This window comes from Halobacterium sp. MBLA0001 (genome assembly GCF_049705385.1).
In the GTDB taxonomy this organism is placed as follows: Archaea; Halobacteriota; Halobacteria; order Halobacteriales; family Halobacteriaceae; genus Halobacterium; species Halobacterium salinarum.
This window is the reverse complement of the sequence record NZ_JBNAMQ010000008.1, coordinates 279,521-295,214: the sequence shown is the minus strand read 5'-3', so window position 1 is coordinate 295,214 and position 15,694 is coordinate 279,521. Positions and strand designations below refer to the sequence as shown.

General features: G+C 56.4%; 17 protein-coding genes and 2 pseudogenes. 9 read left to right on the top strand and 10 right to left on the bottom strand.

The genetic code is table 11. The features are described from left to right. The 3 genes from ACOZ32_RS13890 to bioB form a co-directional block, all read right to left on the bottom strand. Window positions 1–1,101 (bottom strand): aminotransferase class I/II-fold pyridoxal phosphate-dependent enzyme (locus tag ACOZ32_RS13890; RefSeq protein WP_424335328.1); only part of this gene is annotated, 1,101 nt, incomplete at its 3' end. A 3-nt stretch (window positions 1,102–1,104) separates the two neighbouring features. Further along, complete coding sequence (locus ACOZ32_RS13885; RefSeq protein ID WP_285253689.1) at window positions 1,105–2,151, bottom strand: transcriptional regulator; 1,047 nt, start codon at window positions 2,149–2,151, stop codon at window positions 1,105–1,107. Between the two features lie 21 nt (window positions 2,152–2,172). After that, a complete protein-coding gene (gene bioB / locus ACOZ32_RS13880; RefSeq protein ID WP_285253690.1) occupies window positions 2,173–3,288 on the bottom strand; it encodes a biotin synthase BioB in 1,116 nt (371 codons plus the stop codon). A 132-nt stretch (window positions 3,289–3,420) separates the two neighbouring features. Here bioB and ACOZ32_RS13875 point away from each other — a divergent pair, with 132 nt between their 5' ends. Continuing rightward, entirely contained in the window at window positions 3,421–3,720 is a 300-nt protein-coding gene (locus tag ACOZ32_RS13875; RefSeq protein WP_424335331.1) for an ATP-binding protein, read from the top strand. A 117-nt stretch (window positions 3,721–3,837) separates the two neighbouring features. Continuing rightward, window positions 3,838–5,514 (top strand): transposase, encoded by a 1,677-nt coding sequence (locus ACOZ32_RS13870; protein WP_424335327.1) that lies wholly within the window; start codon window positions 3,838–3,840, stop codon window positions 5,512–5,514. 350 nt (window positions 5,515–5,864) lie between these two features. On the opposite strand, the gene ACOZ32_RS13865 is transcribed toward ACOZ32_RS13870, so the two are convergent. After that, window positions 5,865–6,083 carry a hypothetical protein gene (locus ACOZ32_RS13865; RefSeq protein WP_353635564.1) on the bottom strand — a complete coding sequence of 73 codons (219 nt, stop codon included), beginning with the start codon at window positions 6,081–6,083 and terminating at the stop codon, window positions 5,865–5,867. 37 nt (window positions 6,084–6,120) lie between these two features. On the opposite strand from ACOZ32_RS13865, the gene ACOZ32_RS13860 reads away from it, so the two are divergent. The 3 genes from ACOZ32_RS13860 to ACOZ32_RS13850 all read left to right on the top strand — a co-directional run bounded on the left by ACOZ32_RS13860 (window position 6,121) and on the right by ACOZ32_RS13850 (window position 8,842). Continuing rightward, window positions 6,121–7,230 (top strand): tyrosine-type recombinase/integrase, encoded by a 1,110-nt coding sequence (locus ACOZ32_RS13860; RefSeq protein WP_424335326.1) that lies wholly within the window; start codon window positions 6,121–6,123, stop codon window positions 7,228–7,230. Between the two features lie 224 nt (window positions 7,231–7,454). Further along, a complete protein-coding gene (locus tag ACOZ32_RS13855; RefSeq protein WP_424335325.1) occupies window positions 7,455–7,919 on the top strand; it encodes an FxLYD domain-containing protein in 465 nt (154 codons plus the stop codon). 17 nt (window positions 7,920–7,936) lie between these two features. After that, complete coding sequence (locus ACOZ32_RS13850; RefSeq protein WP_424335324.1) at window positions 7,937–8,842, top strand: hypothetical protein; 906 nt, start codon at window positions 7,937–7,939, stop codon at window positions 8,840–8,842. A 282-nt stretch (window positions 8,843–9,124) separates the two neighbouring features. On the opposite strand, the pseudogene ACOZ32_RS13845 reads toward ACOZ32_RS13850, so the two are convergent. The 4 genes and pseudogenes from ACOZ32_RS13845 to ACOZ32_RS13830 all read right to left on the bottom strand — a co-directional run. Continuing rightward, window positions 9,125–9,613 (bottom strand): annotated as a pseudogene (locus ACOZ32_RS13845) (hypothetical protein); the annotation flags it as partial. Further along, window positions 9,570–9,707, bottom strand: a pseudogene (locus tag ACOZ32_RS13840) (metallophosphoesterase family protein); the annotation flags it as partial. The pseudogenes ACOZ32_RS13840 and ACOZ32_RS13845, both read right to left, overlap by 44 nt. Before the next feature lie 360 nt (window positions 9,708–10,067). After that, window positions 10,068–10,214, bottom strand: coding sequence for a DUF7563 family protein (locus ACOZ32_RS13835; RefSeq protein ID WP_285265679.1), 147 nt, complete (start codon window positions 10,212–10,214; stop codon window positions 10,068–10,070). Window positions 10,215–10,481: 267 nt separating this feature from the next. Then, window positions 10,482–11,150: a hypothetical protein gene (locus tag ACOZ32_RS13830; protein ID WP_424335323.1), complete on the bottom strand. Its 669-nt coding sequence runs from the start codon at window positions 11,148–11,150 to the stop codon at window positions 10,482–10,484. Between the two features lie 278 nt (window positions 11,151–11,428). Here ACOZ32_RS13830 and ACOZ32_RS13825 point away from each other — a divergent pair, with 278 nt between their 5' ends. Both ACOZ32_RS13825 and ACOZ32_RS13820 read left to right on the top strand, forming a co-directional pair. Continuing rightward, window positions 11,429–12,274, top strand: coding sequence for a TIR domain-containing protein (locus ACOZ32_RS13825; protein ID WP_424335322.1), 846 nt, complete (start codon window positions 11,429–11,431; stop codon window positions 12,272–12,274). Window positions 12,275–12,414: 140 nt separating this feature from the next. Further along, window positions 12,415–12,975, top strand: coding sequence for a TATA-box-binding protein (locus ACOZ32_RS13820; RefSeq protein WP_135823192.1), 561 nt, complete (start codon window positions 12,415–12,417; stop codon window positions 12,973–12,975). A 92-nt stretch (window positions 12,976–13,067) separates the two neighbouring features. On the opposite strand, the gene ACOZ32_RS13815 is transcribed toward ACOZ32_RS13820, so the two are convergent. After that, the gene (locus ACOZ32_RS13815; protein ID WP_135830702.1) at window positions 13,068–13,349 is read right to left on the bottom strand and encodes a PadR family transcriptional regulator; all 282 of its coding nucleotides are present in this window, start codon (window positions 13,347–13,349) and stop codon (window positions 13,068–13,070) included. 138 nt (window positions 13,350–13,487) lie between these two features. On the opposite strand from ACOZ32_RS13815, the gene ACOZ32_RS13810 reads away from it, so the two are divergent. Both ACOZ32_RS13810 and xseA read left to right on the top strand, forming a co-directional pair. Further along, on the top strand, window positions 13,488–13,655 hold the full coding sequence (locus tag ACOZ32_RS13810; protein WP_135823190.1) for a DUF1931 domain-containing protein: 168 nt from the start codon (window positions 13,488–13,490) through the stop codon (window positions 13,653–13,655). Between the two features lie 74 nt (window positions 13,656–13,729). Then, entirely contained in the window at window positions 13,730–14,488 is a 759-nt protein-coding gene (gene xseA, locus ACOZ32_RS13805) for an exodeoxyribonuclease VII large subunit (protein WP_285253055.1), read from the top strand. 12 nt (window positions 14,489–14,500) lie between these two features. Here xseA and ACOZ32_RS13800 read toward each other — a convergent pair whose 3' ends face one another. After that, window positions 14,501–15,037: a HEAT repeat domain-containing protein gene (locus ACOZ32_RS13800; RefSeq protein ID WP_424335321.1), complete on the bottom strand. Its 537-nt coding sequence runs from the start codon at window positions 15,035–15,037 to the stop codon at window positions 14,501–14,503. Between the last annotated feature and the right edge of the window lie 657 nt (window positions 15,038–15,694).

The following is a 15,694-nucleotide window of genomic DNA, read 5'->3' as shown; positions in this document are numbered from 1 at the left end:
CACGCCGCGTTCGCGGAGTGCCGCCGAGAGCGCGACGGCGTCCGCGCTATCACCGACGAGGACGGGGAGGATCTGCGTCTCCCCGAGGACGTCGTACCCGAGGGAGTCGAGCCCCTCTCGCAGCCGCGCGACGTTCTCCCACAGTTGTTCGCGGCGCGGTCCCTCGCGGGCGATGCGGAGTGCCTCGCGGGCCGCACCAGCTGCAGGCGGTGCCAGCCCGGTCGAGAAGACGAACGATCGCGCGGCGTTCAGCAGGTGTTCGACGAGCGGTTCGCTCCCCGCGACGTAGCCACCCTGGCTGGCGAGCGCCTTCGACAGCGTCCCCATCTGGACCTGGACGCGGTCGGTCAGTCCCTCGCGCTGGACGATACCGCCCTCCTCGTAGAGCCCGGTTGCGTGTGCCTCGTCGACCATCAGCCATGCCCCGTACCGATCGGCGACGTCGCAGAGGTCGGACAGTGGAGCGACATCGCCATCCATGCTGAACACCGAGTCGGTCACCACCAGCCACGACGCGTCGGCCGCACCGTCGCGCTGCCGCGTCGCCATCGCCTCGGCCAGCGAGTCGGGGTCGCAGTGATCGTAGACGACCGTCTCCGCGTCTGCGAGCCGACACCCGTCGATGATGCTCGCGTGGTTGAGTTCGTCGGAGAAGATCACGTCTGGGTCGAGGGCGCTGATGGTCCCGACGTTGGTGGCATACCCCGACGAGAACACAAGGGCGCGTTCAGTCCCCTTGGCGTCGGCGAGGTCGCGTTCGAGCGCGCGGTGGAGACCAGTGTCGCCAGTGACGAGACGACTCGCTCCCGCGCCGGTGCCGATGGCCGTCGCCTCCCGGGCCGCCCGACGGACCCGCTCGTCGGCCGCGAGTCCCAGGTAGTCGTTCGCCGCGAAGACGAGGCGCTCCTCGCCGTACTCGGGTCGGCCGCCCCGTGGATCCGGTGCCCTCCGCGTCCGTGCGGAGACGCGGTCGACCGGCTGGAGCTCCCGGCGAAGACCGCGTTCCTGGCGTGCCGCGAGGCGCTCCGTGAGTGCGAACCCGTGGCTCGTCTCCGCGTCGTCCGCGACGCTCCCACTCTCGGCCGCATCGCTCGTCGGCACGGTTCAGAACCCGGGCATGAGCTCGGCAGGCCCGTAGACGCCGTAATCGCCGGTCCAGTTGCGGCGGACGGCAGCCTTCAGGTAGCCGAGTGCAGGGCCGTTCACGTTGGCTTCCATGCTCGTGTCGTCGTCGAGTTCGAACGTGTTGGTACCGACCTCGCCATCGAACGTGCGACCGGTGACTTTGACGGTCGTCGTTGTGGGCTTCTCGTCGTTGCGAAGGTCAAGGACGCCGCCGACGGTCACGTCCTCAGCGTCGCAGATACCCGCCCGTTCGAGAAGCACGTCGTCGGCGTGCTCCATGTCGTTGAACTCGATGACGCCGTCGTGAGCGTCGACGATTTCCTCGATCTCCTCGTCCGAAAGGGCGCGTGCCGATTCGATGTCGTAGTCGGGGAGGTGGGCGATGTCCTCGCGGACGGTGCCGCGGTTGTCCTCGTAGCCGGACTTGAGGCCGGCGCCCCACCAGATTTCGACCTCCTCGATCTCGATGAACGACTGGGCGGCGAGTGCCGCCGCTCCCGTGAGGAGGCCGGGTGTCGCGCCCGCACCGCAGACAAATGTGATGCCTGATTCTTCCAGTTGTTCCTCGCGGTCGTCGAGCATGCCGATGACACGTGAACGCTTGAGCACGTCGACAAGGACGCCCTCGTAGCCTGCGTTCGCGAAGCGCTCGGCGACAGTCGGGATGAAGTCGTGTTCGAGGTTCGGCAGCGCGATGAGTACCGCGTCGATGGCCTCGTGTTCCGCGATGATGTCCTCGATAGGCGTCTCCGTCGGCACTGCCTCTGCGGAGGCGACGACGCCCTTGTCGTCGCCGTGTTCCTTGATGCCGTCACCGCCGGATTCAACGGTAGTCCCGCCGTCGGAAGCGATGTTCCCCTCCGTTGCGGCCAGCAGTTCGTCCACATCAAGGCCGTCGTGGTTGACGGCAACCCCATGGCGGTCGCAGGCTGCGATAGGGGTGAGTTCGTCTTTGTCCGCGGAGACTTCGAGTGCGCGACGGCCGATACCACCAGTGCCGAGAACGGCGAAGTTGATGTCGTTCATAGCTGTTGCTGTATCTCTGTGTTAGTCATCAGACAGTTCCGCCTTGCTCGTGGCTGTCCCGACCGCCGTGTCCGCGGCGTCGGCCGAGTCGTCGCCACGGGATTTCACTTCTTCCGGGTCGAAATTGTTGACCTCGGTATTGGGCTCCATGCCGGCCTGCTCCATCATCTCGATGTCGTCGCCGGGCGACTGACCCTCGGTGGTGAGGTAGTTCCCGGTGAGGATGCCATCTGCGCCGGCCTCGAAGGGGAGGTGTTGCTCGTCCTCAGCAAAGTTGACCTCGCGGCCGCCGGTGAGTCGCACTCGCGCGTGCGGGTGGAGCAGCCGGTAGACCGCGATGGTCTTGATGGTCTCCGTCGTGGATATGAGTGCTTCCTCTCGGTCGTCGAACATCGTCCCGGCGACCGGATTGAGGATGTTGACGGGGAGCGAGGAGACGCCGATATCCTGGAGCGCGATGGCCGCATCCACGCGGTCGGTGGGCGATTCGCCCATACCCAGGATGACGCCGGCACAGAGGTCCATGCCGGCTTCCTTGGCGACTTCGAGCGTCTTTACGCGGTCTCCGAAGTCATGGGTTCCGACAATTTCGGGGAAGAACCGCGGCGAGGTTTCGATGTTATGGTTGTAGTGGTTGAGCCCTTCGTCCGCAAGAATCGCGGCCTCTTCTTCGGTAAGAATCCCGAGGGAGGCGTCGACTTCGATGTCGGTTTCGTCTCGTACTAAGCGGATTGCGCGGATGACGTCGTCCCACTCGTCGGGGCGTTTTTCCTTGGAGACGCCTTTCTCGGCCACGACGACACCAAAGCGCTGAGCGCCGTCGCGTTCGGCCTGCTTGGCCGCCTTGAGGATTTCTTCGGGGTCAAGAAAGCCGTAGGTGTCGATACCAGTGTCGAAGTGGACTGACTGCGCACAGAACCCACAGTCCTCTGCGCAATTTCCCGCCTTCGCGTTCACGATAGAACACGCGTCGACAGTGTCGTCGCCAAGCTGGGAGCGAACGTAGTCCGCCCCCTCGGCGAGGGGCTCGACCGGCTGGGCAATCAGCGCGAGTCCATCCCGGCGGTCGAGTGTCTCGCCGTCGAGTACGCGGGCGACAGCGTCGTCGACGGTGCGATTTCCTGTCTCGTAAACCACGCTAGCCAAGCCAGTTGACGAAGATATAATTCTTGGGTTTCCATTCACAGCAGTGCTCAGATAAGGATGGAGGGTGAGGCGGAGCGAGGTCGAGGCGATTGATCTTGCGGAGACAGTGAGTGCTGGCAGACCATTCCAACAGCCGATACGACGCTGGTCACCGACACAGAGCAAACGATTCAGGCTGATGCGAGTCGGCTCCGGCAAGTGGTGGAGAATTTGATTTGGAATGCGGTCGAATACGGGATTGCGGACGTGCCTATGACGATTGGTGAGTTGAAGGACGGCTTCTACGTGGCAGCCGCTGGGCCGGGTATCTCTGAAGACGTAGGTGAGCAGGTGTTTGAATTGGAGGACTCAACCAACGGTGAGGGCCTGGGCTGTATATCGTCAAGCAGTTCGTTGCCGCTCACGGGTGGGAGATCACCGTGACCGACAGCGACGAGGAAGGCGCACGATTCGAAATCACTAGTGTCCAGACTGATAGATAGACGCTCTATACTGATCAGTTAGACGGATTCTTGGCCGGGTCGTGGCCAGTATCTCGTAGTGGTTGCGACCTGGGAGTCACAGCGCACGGTCTTTCGACGAATCGCTCAACAGCCGTACGTCCAGTGGCCAGTCTATGATTCGACGCCGTTGTACGATCAAACCTCACTCGCCGGATTAGAATCGGATATTCAAATCGTCTCGGAAGTCTGGTTTACTCACCACGAACACGACTCACTGGAGCAGTTCATCTGCACACTCCCAATCGCCTACTTCAGATTCGAGGCCCACGACCGCTACAGAAGATCGACATGCTACGAGATGGATACCCTCTTTCGTGTGTTCATGCTGAAAGAACTCCACGGATGGAAGAACGAAACAGCACTCCTCGAGTACCTTGATAGCCATCCCGAACTTTGTGAACGCCTAGAGTTGGGGACGGTTCCCGATCAATCGACACTGTGGCGCACATGGAACGAGCGCTTCACGCGAGATCTTCGGGACACTGTCCAGAAAGCGGCTCGAACAATCCTGATCAAAGCACAGAACGCAGGTGTCGCGGTACCACGCGAACCAGAACGAAACCTCCCGGGGCGAGGCGACGACGCTACTGAATCGGACCCAAACGACCAAGCCATCCTCGACAAGGCAGGGAAGATCACCGACCACATCAGTCGCGTCGTGTTCCCCGCGTTCTCGCTCAACCGGGGCGAGGGCTGTGAGATTCCTGAGAACGCCTACTGGGGCTTACAGACCTATCTGGGGCTCCGTGAGAACTTGGCCGCCAACGAGGGCGCTCAGAGCTTCATCCACGAGTCGACGCGTGATCGAACACCACTCGGACACGGCCACCGCGACCAGATTCGTGACCTCCCTATCGAGCAGATCCGCGAGATGTACCGACAGGCCGTCCAGCAACTCACCAACGAACTTGCGGGGACGGAGGAGTTCTTCCGAGCTGGAATCGTCGCGATCGACATCACTGAGGACGATCCCTTCACGGGCGACCGAACCGGCCACGAGGACGAGATAATCGGAACGAAGGAGAAGAACGACGAGTACGCCTACCAATGGGCGACCGTCCAGCTGGTCGGCAACGCTGTTCCACTCGTGCTTGATGCCCGCCCAGTTCGACGAGGCGAGTCACGAAAGGAGATCGTCAAGGACCTGCTCAACTCCGCTGAAGAGCTCGTTCACGTCGATAACGTGCTAATGGACCGAGAGTTCGATAGTCAGCACCTCTTGGAGATGATTAGCCAGCGGGGACTCTCCTATGTTGTCCCAAAGCGGATGCAGGCTAGCGAGAAAGCCCAGGCAAAACGACTCCTCCAACGGGGGCAAGACCGGTACGAGACCGACCGCAAACTCCATCTCGGGAAGAACGAGTGGCACGAGACGACGCTGATCTACCGACGTAAAGAGAACTCTGAACACGACGATCACCGGCAGTACTCGGTGTTCATGTCCAACCGAGGTGGCGGCTTTCTCAGTGAGTACGGCCATCGGTGGGAGATTGAGAGTGGCTATCGGTCGATCAAGCGATTCATGGCTGCGACGACGTCGACGAATTTCGGGCTGCGGTTCTTCTACTTCGCGTTCGCCTGTTTGTTGTACTCCATTTGGCGAGCAGTCGACCTACTCGTCCAAGTCGAGTTGACGGGTGAGTACGAACACGCACCGATGGTGACTGCCGATAATACGCTGACGCTGCTGAAGAAGGAGACTGGAATTGGATAGGGCGGTACTCGGTCCGGGGCAATGCGGATTCCTGAGTGGCAACGCTGTCGGGGATCTCGGAAACTCACCGATCTGGTCGGTAGTACGACACGAGAAGATCCTCGAAAGAGGATTCGAAGCGTCCTCCCCTCACAAATTCGCCCGAAACCACGCATTACAGCCCCGCTAAACCCGCCGTAGTCTCAACTTCCACATGCAAAAATTCTGTATAGCGACATGGAGTTTAAGATTGTGCTTATTCAGCCATAGTTGGTGTTTCAGGGTTCGAGGGGCGTGATTTCGCTCCGCTGCAGTTGGTTTGGTTTAGGACAGTAAAACAAACCAGAACTAAGGGGGTGGCCGCCCTCCGGTCAACACGAACGATGGACATCCCACAGCGAGCGTCTATCTCCCACCAAAACGTCGATGCTGGCCCAATCGCGAAACGCGCCGTCGTAAACAACAGCGAAGTCGTCGCCTGTGATGGCTGCGACGAGGACCTCGATACCAGCAACTACCATCTCCATACGACCCTCAGATTCGGCGCTGGCGGTGGCCGAGGCGTCCGCTACAAATCCTTCGTACTCCACGATGCAGAGTGTTTCAACGCGTGGAAGCGTGATTTAGATGTCTAACAACGACGCTACTCCTGGGGTTCGCGACCTCGAAACCCTCCTCGACGACCGGATGGTCAGCCTCGAAAGCCCACAGACCCAGCAAATCACGAGGGTCGCCGTCAACAACCTGTTCCAGTTCCTCACCGAGAACAACGACGTCGACGCCGTCGAGGACGTCGACGAACAGGACGCCCGAGATTGGGTTATCCACCTCGTGAAAGACGACGAGCTCGCCGCGAACTCCATCCGGACGTATTTCGCGCTCGCTCGCGCCACGTTTGGCTGGTGGCAACGCAGCGGCGAAATCGACCAGAACCCGCTCGCAACGACCACCGCCGAAGAAGTACTCCCGTCGAAGAGCAACGACGTTGAGCAACAGTTCTGGAATGCGGACGCCCGCGAACGATTGCTCAACTACGTCGACGAACGCGCCCATGCTGCACTTGAGGAGGACGCCAGCGACGCCGCACGCGCGTTTCGGGACCGCTCGCTTGTCTACATCCTCGCTGATACCGGCGTCCGCGGTGCGGAGGTCTGCAGCGTCAGTCGCGACGAACGCCGCAACGGCCTCCGGTGGGAAGACGTCAACCTCGAGGCAGGCGTGATGACTGTCCTCGGGAAGTCCGGCGACCAAGAATCGGTATCACTGCCGGAGGTGACCGCGGAGAAGCTGGCGCGCTACCGGCGACTCATCGACGCTCCCGACGAATGGCCCGTCATCCCGACCGGCGATGCAGCCTCGAAATACCGGGCCGTTCGCAACGAGCTGGCTGACCGCGAATACGAGGACGAGGAAATCGAGGGAGTCCTGGAAGACTGCGAAATCGACGAGGTGCTGCGCGAGTACGAGGTTGCGCCGCCAGCGTTGACGACAGAGGGCGCGAGAACGCTCTTGAAGAGGCTTTGCGAGGAGGCGGACGTCGATATCGACGGCGATTATTTAAAGCCGCACGGTGGCCGGCGTGGACTCGGTGACGATCTCTACGGCGAGGTCGCCGCCGAAAGCGCACAGGAGGTTCTTCGACACAAGTCCATCGAGACAACGCATGCCTCCTATCGAGATCGGCACCCAGAGGACTTAGCAGCAGATATCGAGAAGGTCCGTTACAAGAGCGAGTAAGTTGGGTTGAGGGAGTGGTCTACTCTCGAAGGCCCCACTACTGTAGAGAGTGAATCCGGTCGTGGTGGACTGGGCACCTGTCGCGGCCGGTGGTGGTGCGCCGACCGCGGGACGCAGTGGTGTGCGTCTAACCGTCACTGATACTCATCGCTTGAGTGTTCTCCGATATCGCCACCGTTCGAGATGACTGGTTGTTTAACATGGGGTAGTGTGAATTCGCACACATGACTACGAGACGGCACGTATTGACGCTCGCAGGTACAACAGCAGCTGCAGCACTCGCAGGATGCAGCAGCGACAGTGACAGTGGTAGTGACAGTAACGGCGACAGTGGTACTGATTCGACTGGCACGCAACTTACCGACATCATCGAGATCACGAATCAGGAATGGCGCGGCCGGTCAATCCTCGAAGGGACCGTCCGGAACAAGACCGACAGCACCATCGGGACGCTGCAGATCGATGTGAACGTGTACGCGGGCGATGAGCGCATCAGCGACGGGTACGGCACTATCACCGACCTTCCCGGCGGTATTGAGGACACGGTGCGTGTGAGCAATATGAGCGATTTCTCCGCGGTGCCGTGCGAGGATGCGACGACGTACGACCTTGTTCCGAACTTCTATTTCGAGAACACGCAGTACGAGCAACGATTCGAGCACGAGTACAACCCCGAATTCTGCGAGTGACCACGTGATTACCTAGAATGACATCAGAGTTCGAGCCTGCCGACGAACCGTACGACGTCGGGGATATCGTTCACATTTACGCTCCGGAACCCGAGTTCGAGCACCGGTTCGGGTGCGAGGTGGTCGAAGTACACCCTGACGGTGAATCAACGTCATACACGCTGTACGCGCACGGTATCCAGCGCGTCTTAGACGCGACGCACCCTCACGAATACCTGATTCCGTCACCTCGCGGATACCCGAACATCGCCGAGTTACTCGGGGAAACCCGGATTGACGGGGAAGAACTTCTGGGGAAGTTCAAACGCCCCGATCTCAAGATAATCAACAAGTACCTCACTGCGGTGGATGTCGATTCAGATCCGACGAAAGACTGGTTGAGAGAAATCGAGAAAGGCGATGTGAATCGAATCAATTCCGTATTTGCCGAACTGTACCTTCTATACTACCTGCGAGAATTGTACGGTACGGAGCAGGTATCGATGAACGCGGAGCTTTCCGACGATCGTGATTCGAAGGATTTTGACTTGCGGCTCAACACCGACGACCAGGATATCTGGATTGAAGTCACGAAACCGGACCATGCTGAGGTACTGGAAGGTGGGTTTGGGTTCGGGATGGGGAAGCGAACGACGAATTCGATTGATAGGAAGCTCAAAAACAAGTTCGGGCCAGCGCGTGATGCGGTTAGCGACGACGTGACTCTAGTGCTTGCGGTGTATCAAGAGGAGGAGATGATGCAAGGCTTCGAAATCGGGCGGTGGCTTGATGAGGATTACTACGATGTCGGTGATTTCTCAGATGGATGGGTGACGTTCACGTATCTTGGCGAGCCAGACTTTGAGTACGGTGCATTCACGGAGAACGGTGCACGTTGCGCCGAGGAATTCGAGGCGTTAACTGAGGTTGGGGAACCTCAGTAATACTGTTCTCTTCTTTCACGCGCTCAAATTTTGTAGTTGTCTGCCACTCTACTGGGTTGAATAAGTCCCCTCTGACATCCTCGTAGGTGTTGCAGTCTATGGCTGAAATCCGGGGCCAGAATATCCGAACCTTTGCGCCAGCACTAGGTTTATCGCGCTAGACAGACTTCTTTCCATATGAGCCTCGAAGAGACGGTTGACTACCTCGCCGAGGAACTCGACCTCGAGCGAAGTGAACACGTCCGTGAGGTCGGTCAGTCGGTCGCCGAGCTTCGCGACTGATCAGAACATTTCTCTGAAGTCCCGTTCGACGAGCCCGTCCTCCGGATACGTGATGAACTCTTGTTTCGTTGGTCCTTGACGGTCGAGTAAATCGTCCCGTTCTGCACGTTGGAGGACTGCCTGCGCGAAGTCCGTACAGTGGAATTCATGCTACTCAGCGTACTTCGGAAGGGCTTCTCGCCAGTGCATATCCAGCTCAAACTCGGCTAATCGGATTTGGATCCCGTCCTTCCGTTCGACGAAGTCGACGTCCAGGTCCTCAAGTTGCTTGAAACGGCGATTGTTCCGGCGAACTGTGGTGAGACGCTTGGAATCGACGATGTAGGGATTGACCCACTTCCGCCAGGTATCGTCGTCGACGTGTGTTCGTAGCATCTCAAAATCCAGATCCGGGTCCACACTCTCAATACAGAACTGCAGCATCTCGATGCCAGTTCGATGATTTGCATTCGGGAGGGAGTGGCGGAGAATCAAATTTGACATCACCTGCACACACGACCTCGTCGACAGGTGGCATGTCTGCCAGAACAGCCGCTAATGCAGGGCGGTTGGCGTGGATGTCTGAAATGAGGCCAATCTTCACTGAGGTAGAGTACGACAGACGGTGTCTTGGTGTCTAGTTCCAGTGTTCCGACTCGAAGTGGTTGAGCACAGCCTCGGTCGGTGTCTCACTGCCGGAGGTGTCTATCTCTTCATCGCATACGTGGCACTTCATACAGAGAATTACTGTGGTCGCGAAGTTAAACGATAGGCTCGATACGTGATCTCAGTGAGGCTGATCGTCTCATTTACGAGGTTCGGGGTCGGCGGTCCATCCGAAGTCTACCAGCCGATGCCGTGTACGTGACCGGCTTGATTCGCCCCGACTTCGTGGTTGTACACGGGGTTCGGTAACGGGGCATCCAGAGATTCGGGACTCCCTCAAAAGAGACGTGGCGCGTATCTACGTTCGTTTCTCCCGGACGCCCTCGCGGCTGCGGGTCATGTCCTCGCAGTTCGGACACACACGTGGCTCGTCGAGAGAGTCCGGTGTGAATACACGAACGTAGACATCTGTGACGTGACTGCCACAGTTCTGGCACTCCGGCATACCAGTAGCAGTCATCTTATCGGTCATAGGCTTTCTGTCAGCGCCGAAACTAACAATTAGAGATAGCAAACAGCGTCCGCGACCGCCCCAGACCCAGTCTCGAGAACATCACAAATCAATACTTGTCGCATAGATTGCTAGGCTATGGAGTGACCAATTTGCCGCTGTTGAAATCCTATTGATCAGATATCATGTACGGTGAAACAACCCGTAAGTGAGTGTGCGTATGATGTAGGGTTAGTTCCGGTTTTCGATGGGATGAGTAGATCAGGATAGAGATGGTAGAGTGAATGTCAGAATCACAACCCCAATTCCAAATGTTGTTAATCCCCAAGCCATCTTGCGATATAGGTGAAATAAATTCTCCTCGTTGTCTTCCATAATATCTCTGTTCTTTTCAATACAGTCTATTTGATCCCCTAATAATCTGGCTGGATTCTCGTCTTCAATAATATCCCTCAAATCAGCCGCTTCTGGGCCTATTATTGCCCTTCGTGTTGGATCATAGTCAACTCCTTTTCCGACAAGAAGGAGAACTAACTTTGTGACTTGCTTCCAATAGGGAATCGAATTTACGGGCCTACCGGAGAGGACGTTTAACGCTGAGTAACTTCCGCGAAAGAATCCAATAATGCCACGAGCTAATAGGAATATTCCAAGAATTACACTTATCGGTCCGGCTATTACCCCTGAGAACCCTTCTCCAACAATTCTGACGGGTAGTTCAGTAGTGATCGAAGTCGAAAGAACAGCGGTTAGAGCCGCCACAAGGATACCAGCCACGGTAAACTGCACGCGGAGAACCCTGAGTGCTTGATTGCGTTGTTCCCGTATTTCTTGGAGTTGATGGTTCAAGATTCGAGTTATTTCTGAAGTAGCCCACGAACTATCGTTGTGAGGTTTCTCTTCATTCTGTGCTGGCGTATTCTCGGACATATTGAAACCAATTTCAAGTTGACCCGTTTGTTCTTTGGGTGAATACTCCTAGGAATAAGGAGATGCATCCTCTATACTGACCAATTCAACAGTGTAGCACAGTTCAGCTATGACAGGTTAGTTGTTTAAACGCGCGCTCGTACAAGCCTCGCTCAGTTCCGGGAGGGGGATTCCAATTACATGCTCAACCCGTGCCACTGCATGGCCCTGTGATGAATCACTTTCACAGGTGAGTTTTTAACTCATAGGGGCTAAAATAGCAATAAGCAACTGAAAATATGTGGGATGCTTTTGTAAGCCATGCGGGAGAAGATAAAGATGAATTTGTAGAACCTCTAGCTAAGGAGTTGGAAAATTACGGTCTAAACGTATGGTATGATGATTTTGAACTCTCTGTCGGAGATAGCATCCCGGACGAAATTCAACGCGGTTTGCATAACTCTGATTATGGTGTTGTTATCCTTTCTGAAGCTTTCTTTGAGAAGAGTTGGACACAAGAGGAATTAGATTCACTAATCCAACGGGATGTGACTGAGATGGATAAAGTCATCCTCCCCGTTTGTTATGATATTACACCACAAGATGTACTTTCCCACCACAAGCTTTTGGGCAAACGATATCTGATTTCTGGAGATTCAATGTCTGTTTCCGAGATCGCCCAGGAGCTCTACCAAGAGATACTAGAAAATCGCACAAAACCTCTCACAGACGACAGGTTGGAAGAGTTCGACCCTGAAACTCTGGACTATCTCGCCGAAATTATCGGGGATATAAAACAAGGGACAGAAATTAAAAAATTTTTCGAACGTCTGAATTTTGAAATCGATTGGGATGATGCAAAAGAAGGCAGCATACATGAGTGGATTGCAACATTCCCCGTTGAGGCCAAAGAAAAAGGAATAGATTTAGAGAGTGCAAGGAAGAGTACGATTTTAGAAAACCTCAAAGAGCTAAATAACGAAGACCCATCAAATATAATATCTATTGTTGAAAAATTAGCTCATCCTAGACACTATATTGAGAATGATAAAGATAGAGCGCAAGTTGTAGAAAACTTGAACATCATCCTGAAATGGGAGGACTTGAGAATAGTTGACCAAGGAGAAGTAAAGAAGTTAACCTAAGCCACTAATCAATCGAGCTGATAAGAGAATTCTCTGTACTTAGCGACCTACGCTCGAATCTAGTAGCCGTTGAGAGTTTCAACAGAGCCCCAAATTTTCACCCGCCGTACTTTAAGTGAGTTGTCCGAGGAACACTCTGTATGAGCACGCTGGCAGACACGATTCACATCGAGAACGTTGTTGCATCCAGTGATCTCGGCCAAGAACTCGCCCTCGACCAACTCTCCACAGACCTTCCCGGCGCCGAGTACAACCCCGAGGACTTTCCGGGAATCGTCTACCGCCTCCAGGAACCGAAGTCAGCCACGCTGATCTTCCGGTCGGGCAAAGTCGTCTGCACTGGTGCGAAAAGCGTCGATGACGTTCACGAAGCCCTCGGGATCGTTTTCGATGATATCCGCGAGTTAGGCATCGATGTCGCGAGTAATCCGCCGATCGAGGTGCAAAACATCGTCTCCAGTGCCAGCCTCGAGCAGTCGCTGAACTTGAACGCAATCGCAATCGGGCTCGGCTTAGAGCAAATCGAGTATGAACCCGAACAGTTCCCTGGCCTTGTCTACCGGCTTGACGACCCCGACGTCGTCGTTCTCTTGTTCGGCAGTGGCAAACTCGTGATTACCGGCGCAAATGAATCTGAGGACGCCAAGCACGCGCTGGGACACGTCAAAGATCGCCTCACTGAGCTCGGCCTGCTTGAATGAGCCCATGGTCTCTAAACCGATAACTGTCCGAAAGAAGCAGTGTTGCTGGAGTGGGTGACATCCACCGTCCCTGATCGCTGGAAACAGAGGTGTTACTCGCTGAGGTCGACGTACTGGGTTTCCCAGTCGCGACGAGCAGCAATTTCACGGCGCCCACGCCGTGTGAGCGTGTACACGTTCGTGCGTTTGTCGAGTTGTCCCTTTTCGAGGAGGCCTTTGTCGACGAGGTCGTCGAGATTTGGATAAAGACGGCCATGATTGATTTCTTGTTCGTAGTAGTCCTCGAGTTCGTCCTTGACTGCGAGCCCATGTGGTTCGTCGAGCCCGGCGATCACGGTCAAGATATCCCGCTGGAATCCGGTTAAATCGTGCATCTGTCTATTTCTCTTCTTTTCGGGGATTGATTAAGTGTTCTCTGGTGCTCAGAGGGGAATACTCGATACTACTTGGCCGAAATCCGGGGTGAGAAAGTTCGAACCTTTATACGGTGGCCAAGCGAAACCTGCGATGGAATGTCTGACCTAATCGTCAAAGCAGCCGTGAAGGACGAACTTTCGGAGCACAACGTCTCGGCCGATTTCTACGACGCCCTCAACGAGGAAGTTGCCGAACTGCTCAACGACGCCGCCGACCGTGCCGAGGCCAACGACCGGAAGACGGTCCAGCCCCGCGACCTGTAGGCCTGCGTAACGCAGCTAACCCCGCACTCGAACGTAGCTTTTTGAGGTTCCTGTTCAGAAGTTAGGAAACGGAGATGGCGGACGCACCGGATACCGAACGGCAGGCGGTCGAACCCGATGCGAGAGAGGTCCTTAGCGTGTCACAGCTGAACGACCGGATCGCGTCGGTCGTCCAGGACACGCCTGCCCTCAACGGCGTCCGCTGTATCGGCGAGGTCACCGACCTCCACCAGAACAGCACGGCGCTTTACTTTACGCTCACCGACGGTGACGCCGAGCTCCCCTGTATGATCTGGGCGAACCGTTACCGGGAGATGGACGCCGACCTCGAGGACGGGACCGAAGTCATCCTCGAGGGCGATATCGACTACTGGACTGAAGGTGGGAAAATCGACCTAAAACCGTGGGAGGTGATCGTCGTCGGCGACGGCGACCAGGCGGCCGCCGTCGAGCGACTGCGAAGCGAGTTAGAAGAGCGTGGCTGGTTCGACGACGAGCAGAAACAGCGCCCGCCAGCGTTCCCGGAGCGGGTCGGCGTCGTCACGTCCCTTCGAGGAGACGCCCGGTACGACATCCAAAGCGCGATTCACGAACAGGACCCTACCGTCGATATCTTAGTGAAGGATGCCACCGTCCAGGGGTCGGACGCGCCGACCTCCATCGCGAACGGCATCCACCATCTCGACCGCTCGGCGGACGTCGATGCGATCATCGTCGGCCGCGGCGGTGGGAGTGATTCGAGCCTCCAAGCCTTCAACACCGAACGGGTCGCGGAGGCGATCTTCACCGCGAATACCCCGGTGGTCACCGCGATTGGACACACCGATTCCTGACTGCTAAGCGGTTCACTCTGGCCGCACAACCGTACTGTAGTCACACCAAGGACATTCCCACCGAGCCTTCGTATGCTCATAGACGGCAACAGACACCTGATGTGGTTCGATGCGATCACCACAGCGTGGGCACTCGGACAGAGATAAGAGCATTAATCCAGCGGTTGCTGCTGCCTGTACGTCTTCGACTTCAGTTTGCTCTCGAAGAGTTTGCAGTTCTGGTCGAGCGTCGTGGGCACCCATCCGACCCAACGCCCAACACGCGTTCAGCTGTGTCGGCGGATGATCTACTGAGAGAGCCTCTCGAAGCGCGTCTGTGGCTGGCTCAACGGCATCTGGAGCAACCGTGGCGACCCTGGCGAGAATCGATGTTGCATTGTATTTGACTAACTCGTCATCGTCTTCGAGAAATTCGCGTGCTTGTGGCGCGTATGGACGGAGTTTCTCGGGATATGTCTCAGCCAAGTCTGCGAGGACAGCGAGCCCATTTGCGCGGATCCGTGTCTCATCTGCATCAAGCCACTCCGCGAATGTCTCGATGGCTGGCACCGCAACATCTGGACGAGCCTTTGCGAGATGGCCGACAATCGCTGATGACCGGATCGGTAACGTTCGATCTTCAATGAACGTCAGCAAGGTTGATGCGAGCGGTTCAACGTGTTCTGGTTCGGCCTTCGCAAGCGAGAGAACAGCATCGAGCGCAGTCCGCTGGTCCGATGTCCGGCCATCTTTCAGAATGGTCTCAATAGTCGGAAGAGCATTCGTCTTTAGTTAAGAAATCGCGTGACAGCGGTAGGATCTCTTCGCTGTGCAAGACGCGGCTGAGATCTCTTTTGATAATATTTTAACCTAAATCGAAATAAGACGATAATCTTACCGTGCACCCGGTGCACGTATTTCTAAGAGCGTCTAAGACTATGGCTCGAACCAAAATGGGCGTCTCCATCCGAACTGAACTCGTTGATGAACTCGATTCACTCGTCGATGAGTGTTCAGATCTCGGAGCAAGCCGCTCCGAGATCGTTGAAGCCATCCTCACAGCATATTTTCAGAACGATGAAGACCAAATCAAACAGACGCGAGAGCTGATTATCCGCAACAGAAAACGCTCTAACTCGTAGAGAAGTTCGTGCACCGAGTGCACGAACTTCTTAGAGCGTCATTCAAAACCACGACCTAGCTAAATTAATATCGGATTGGTCTTGG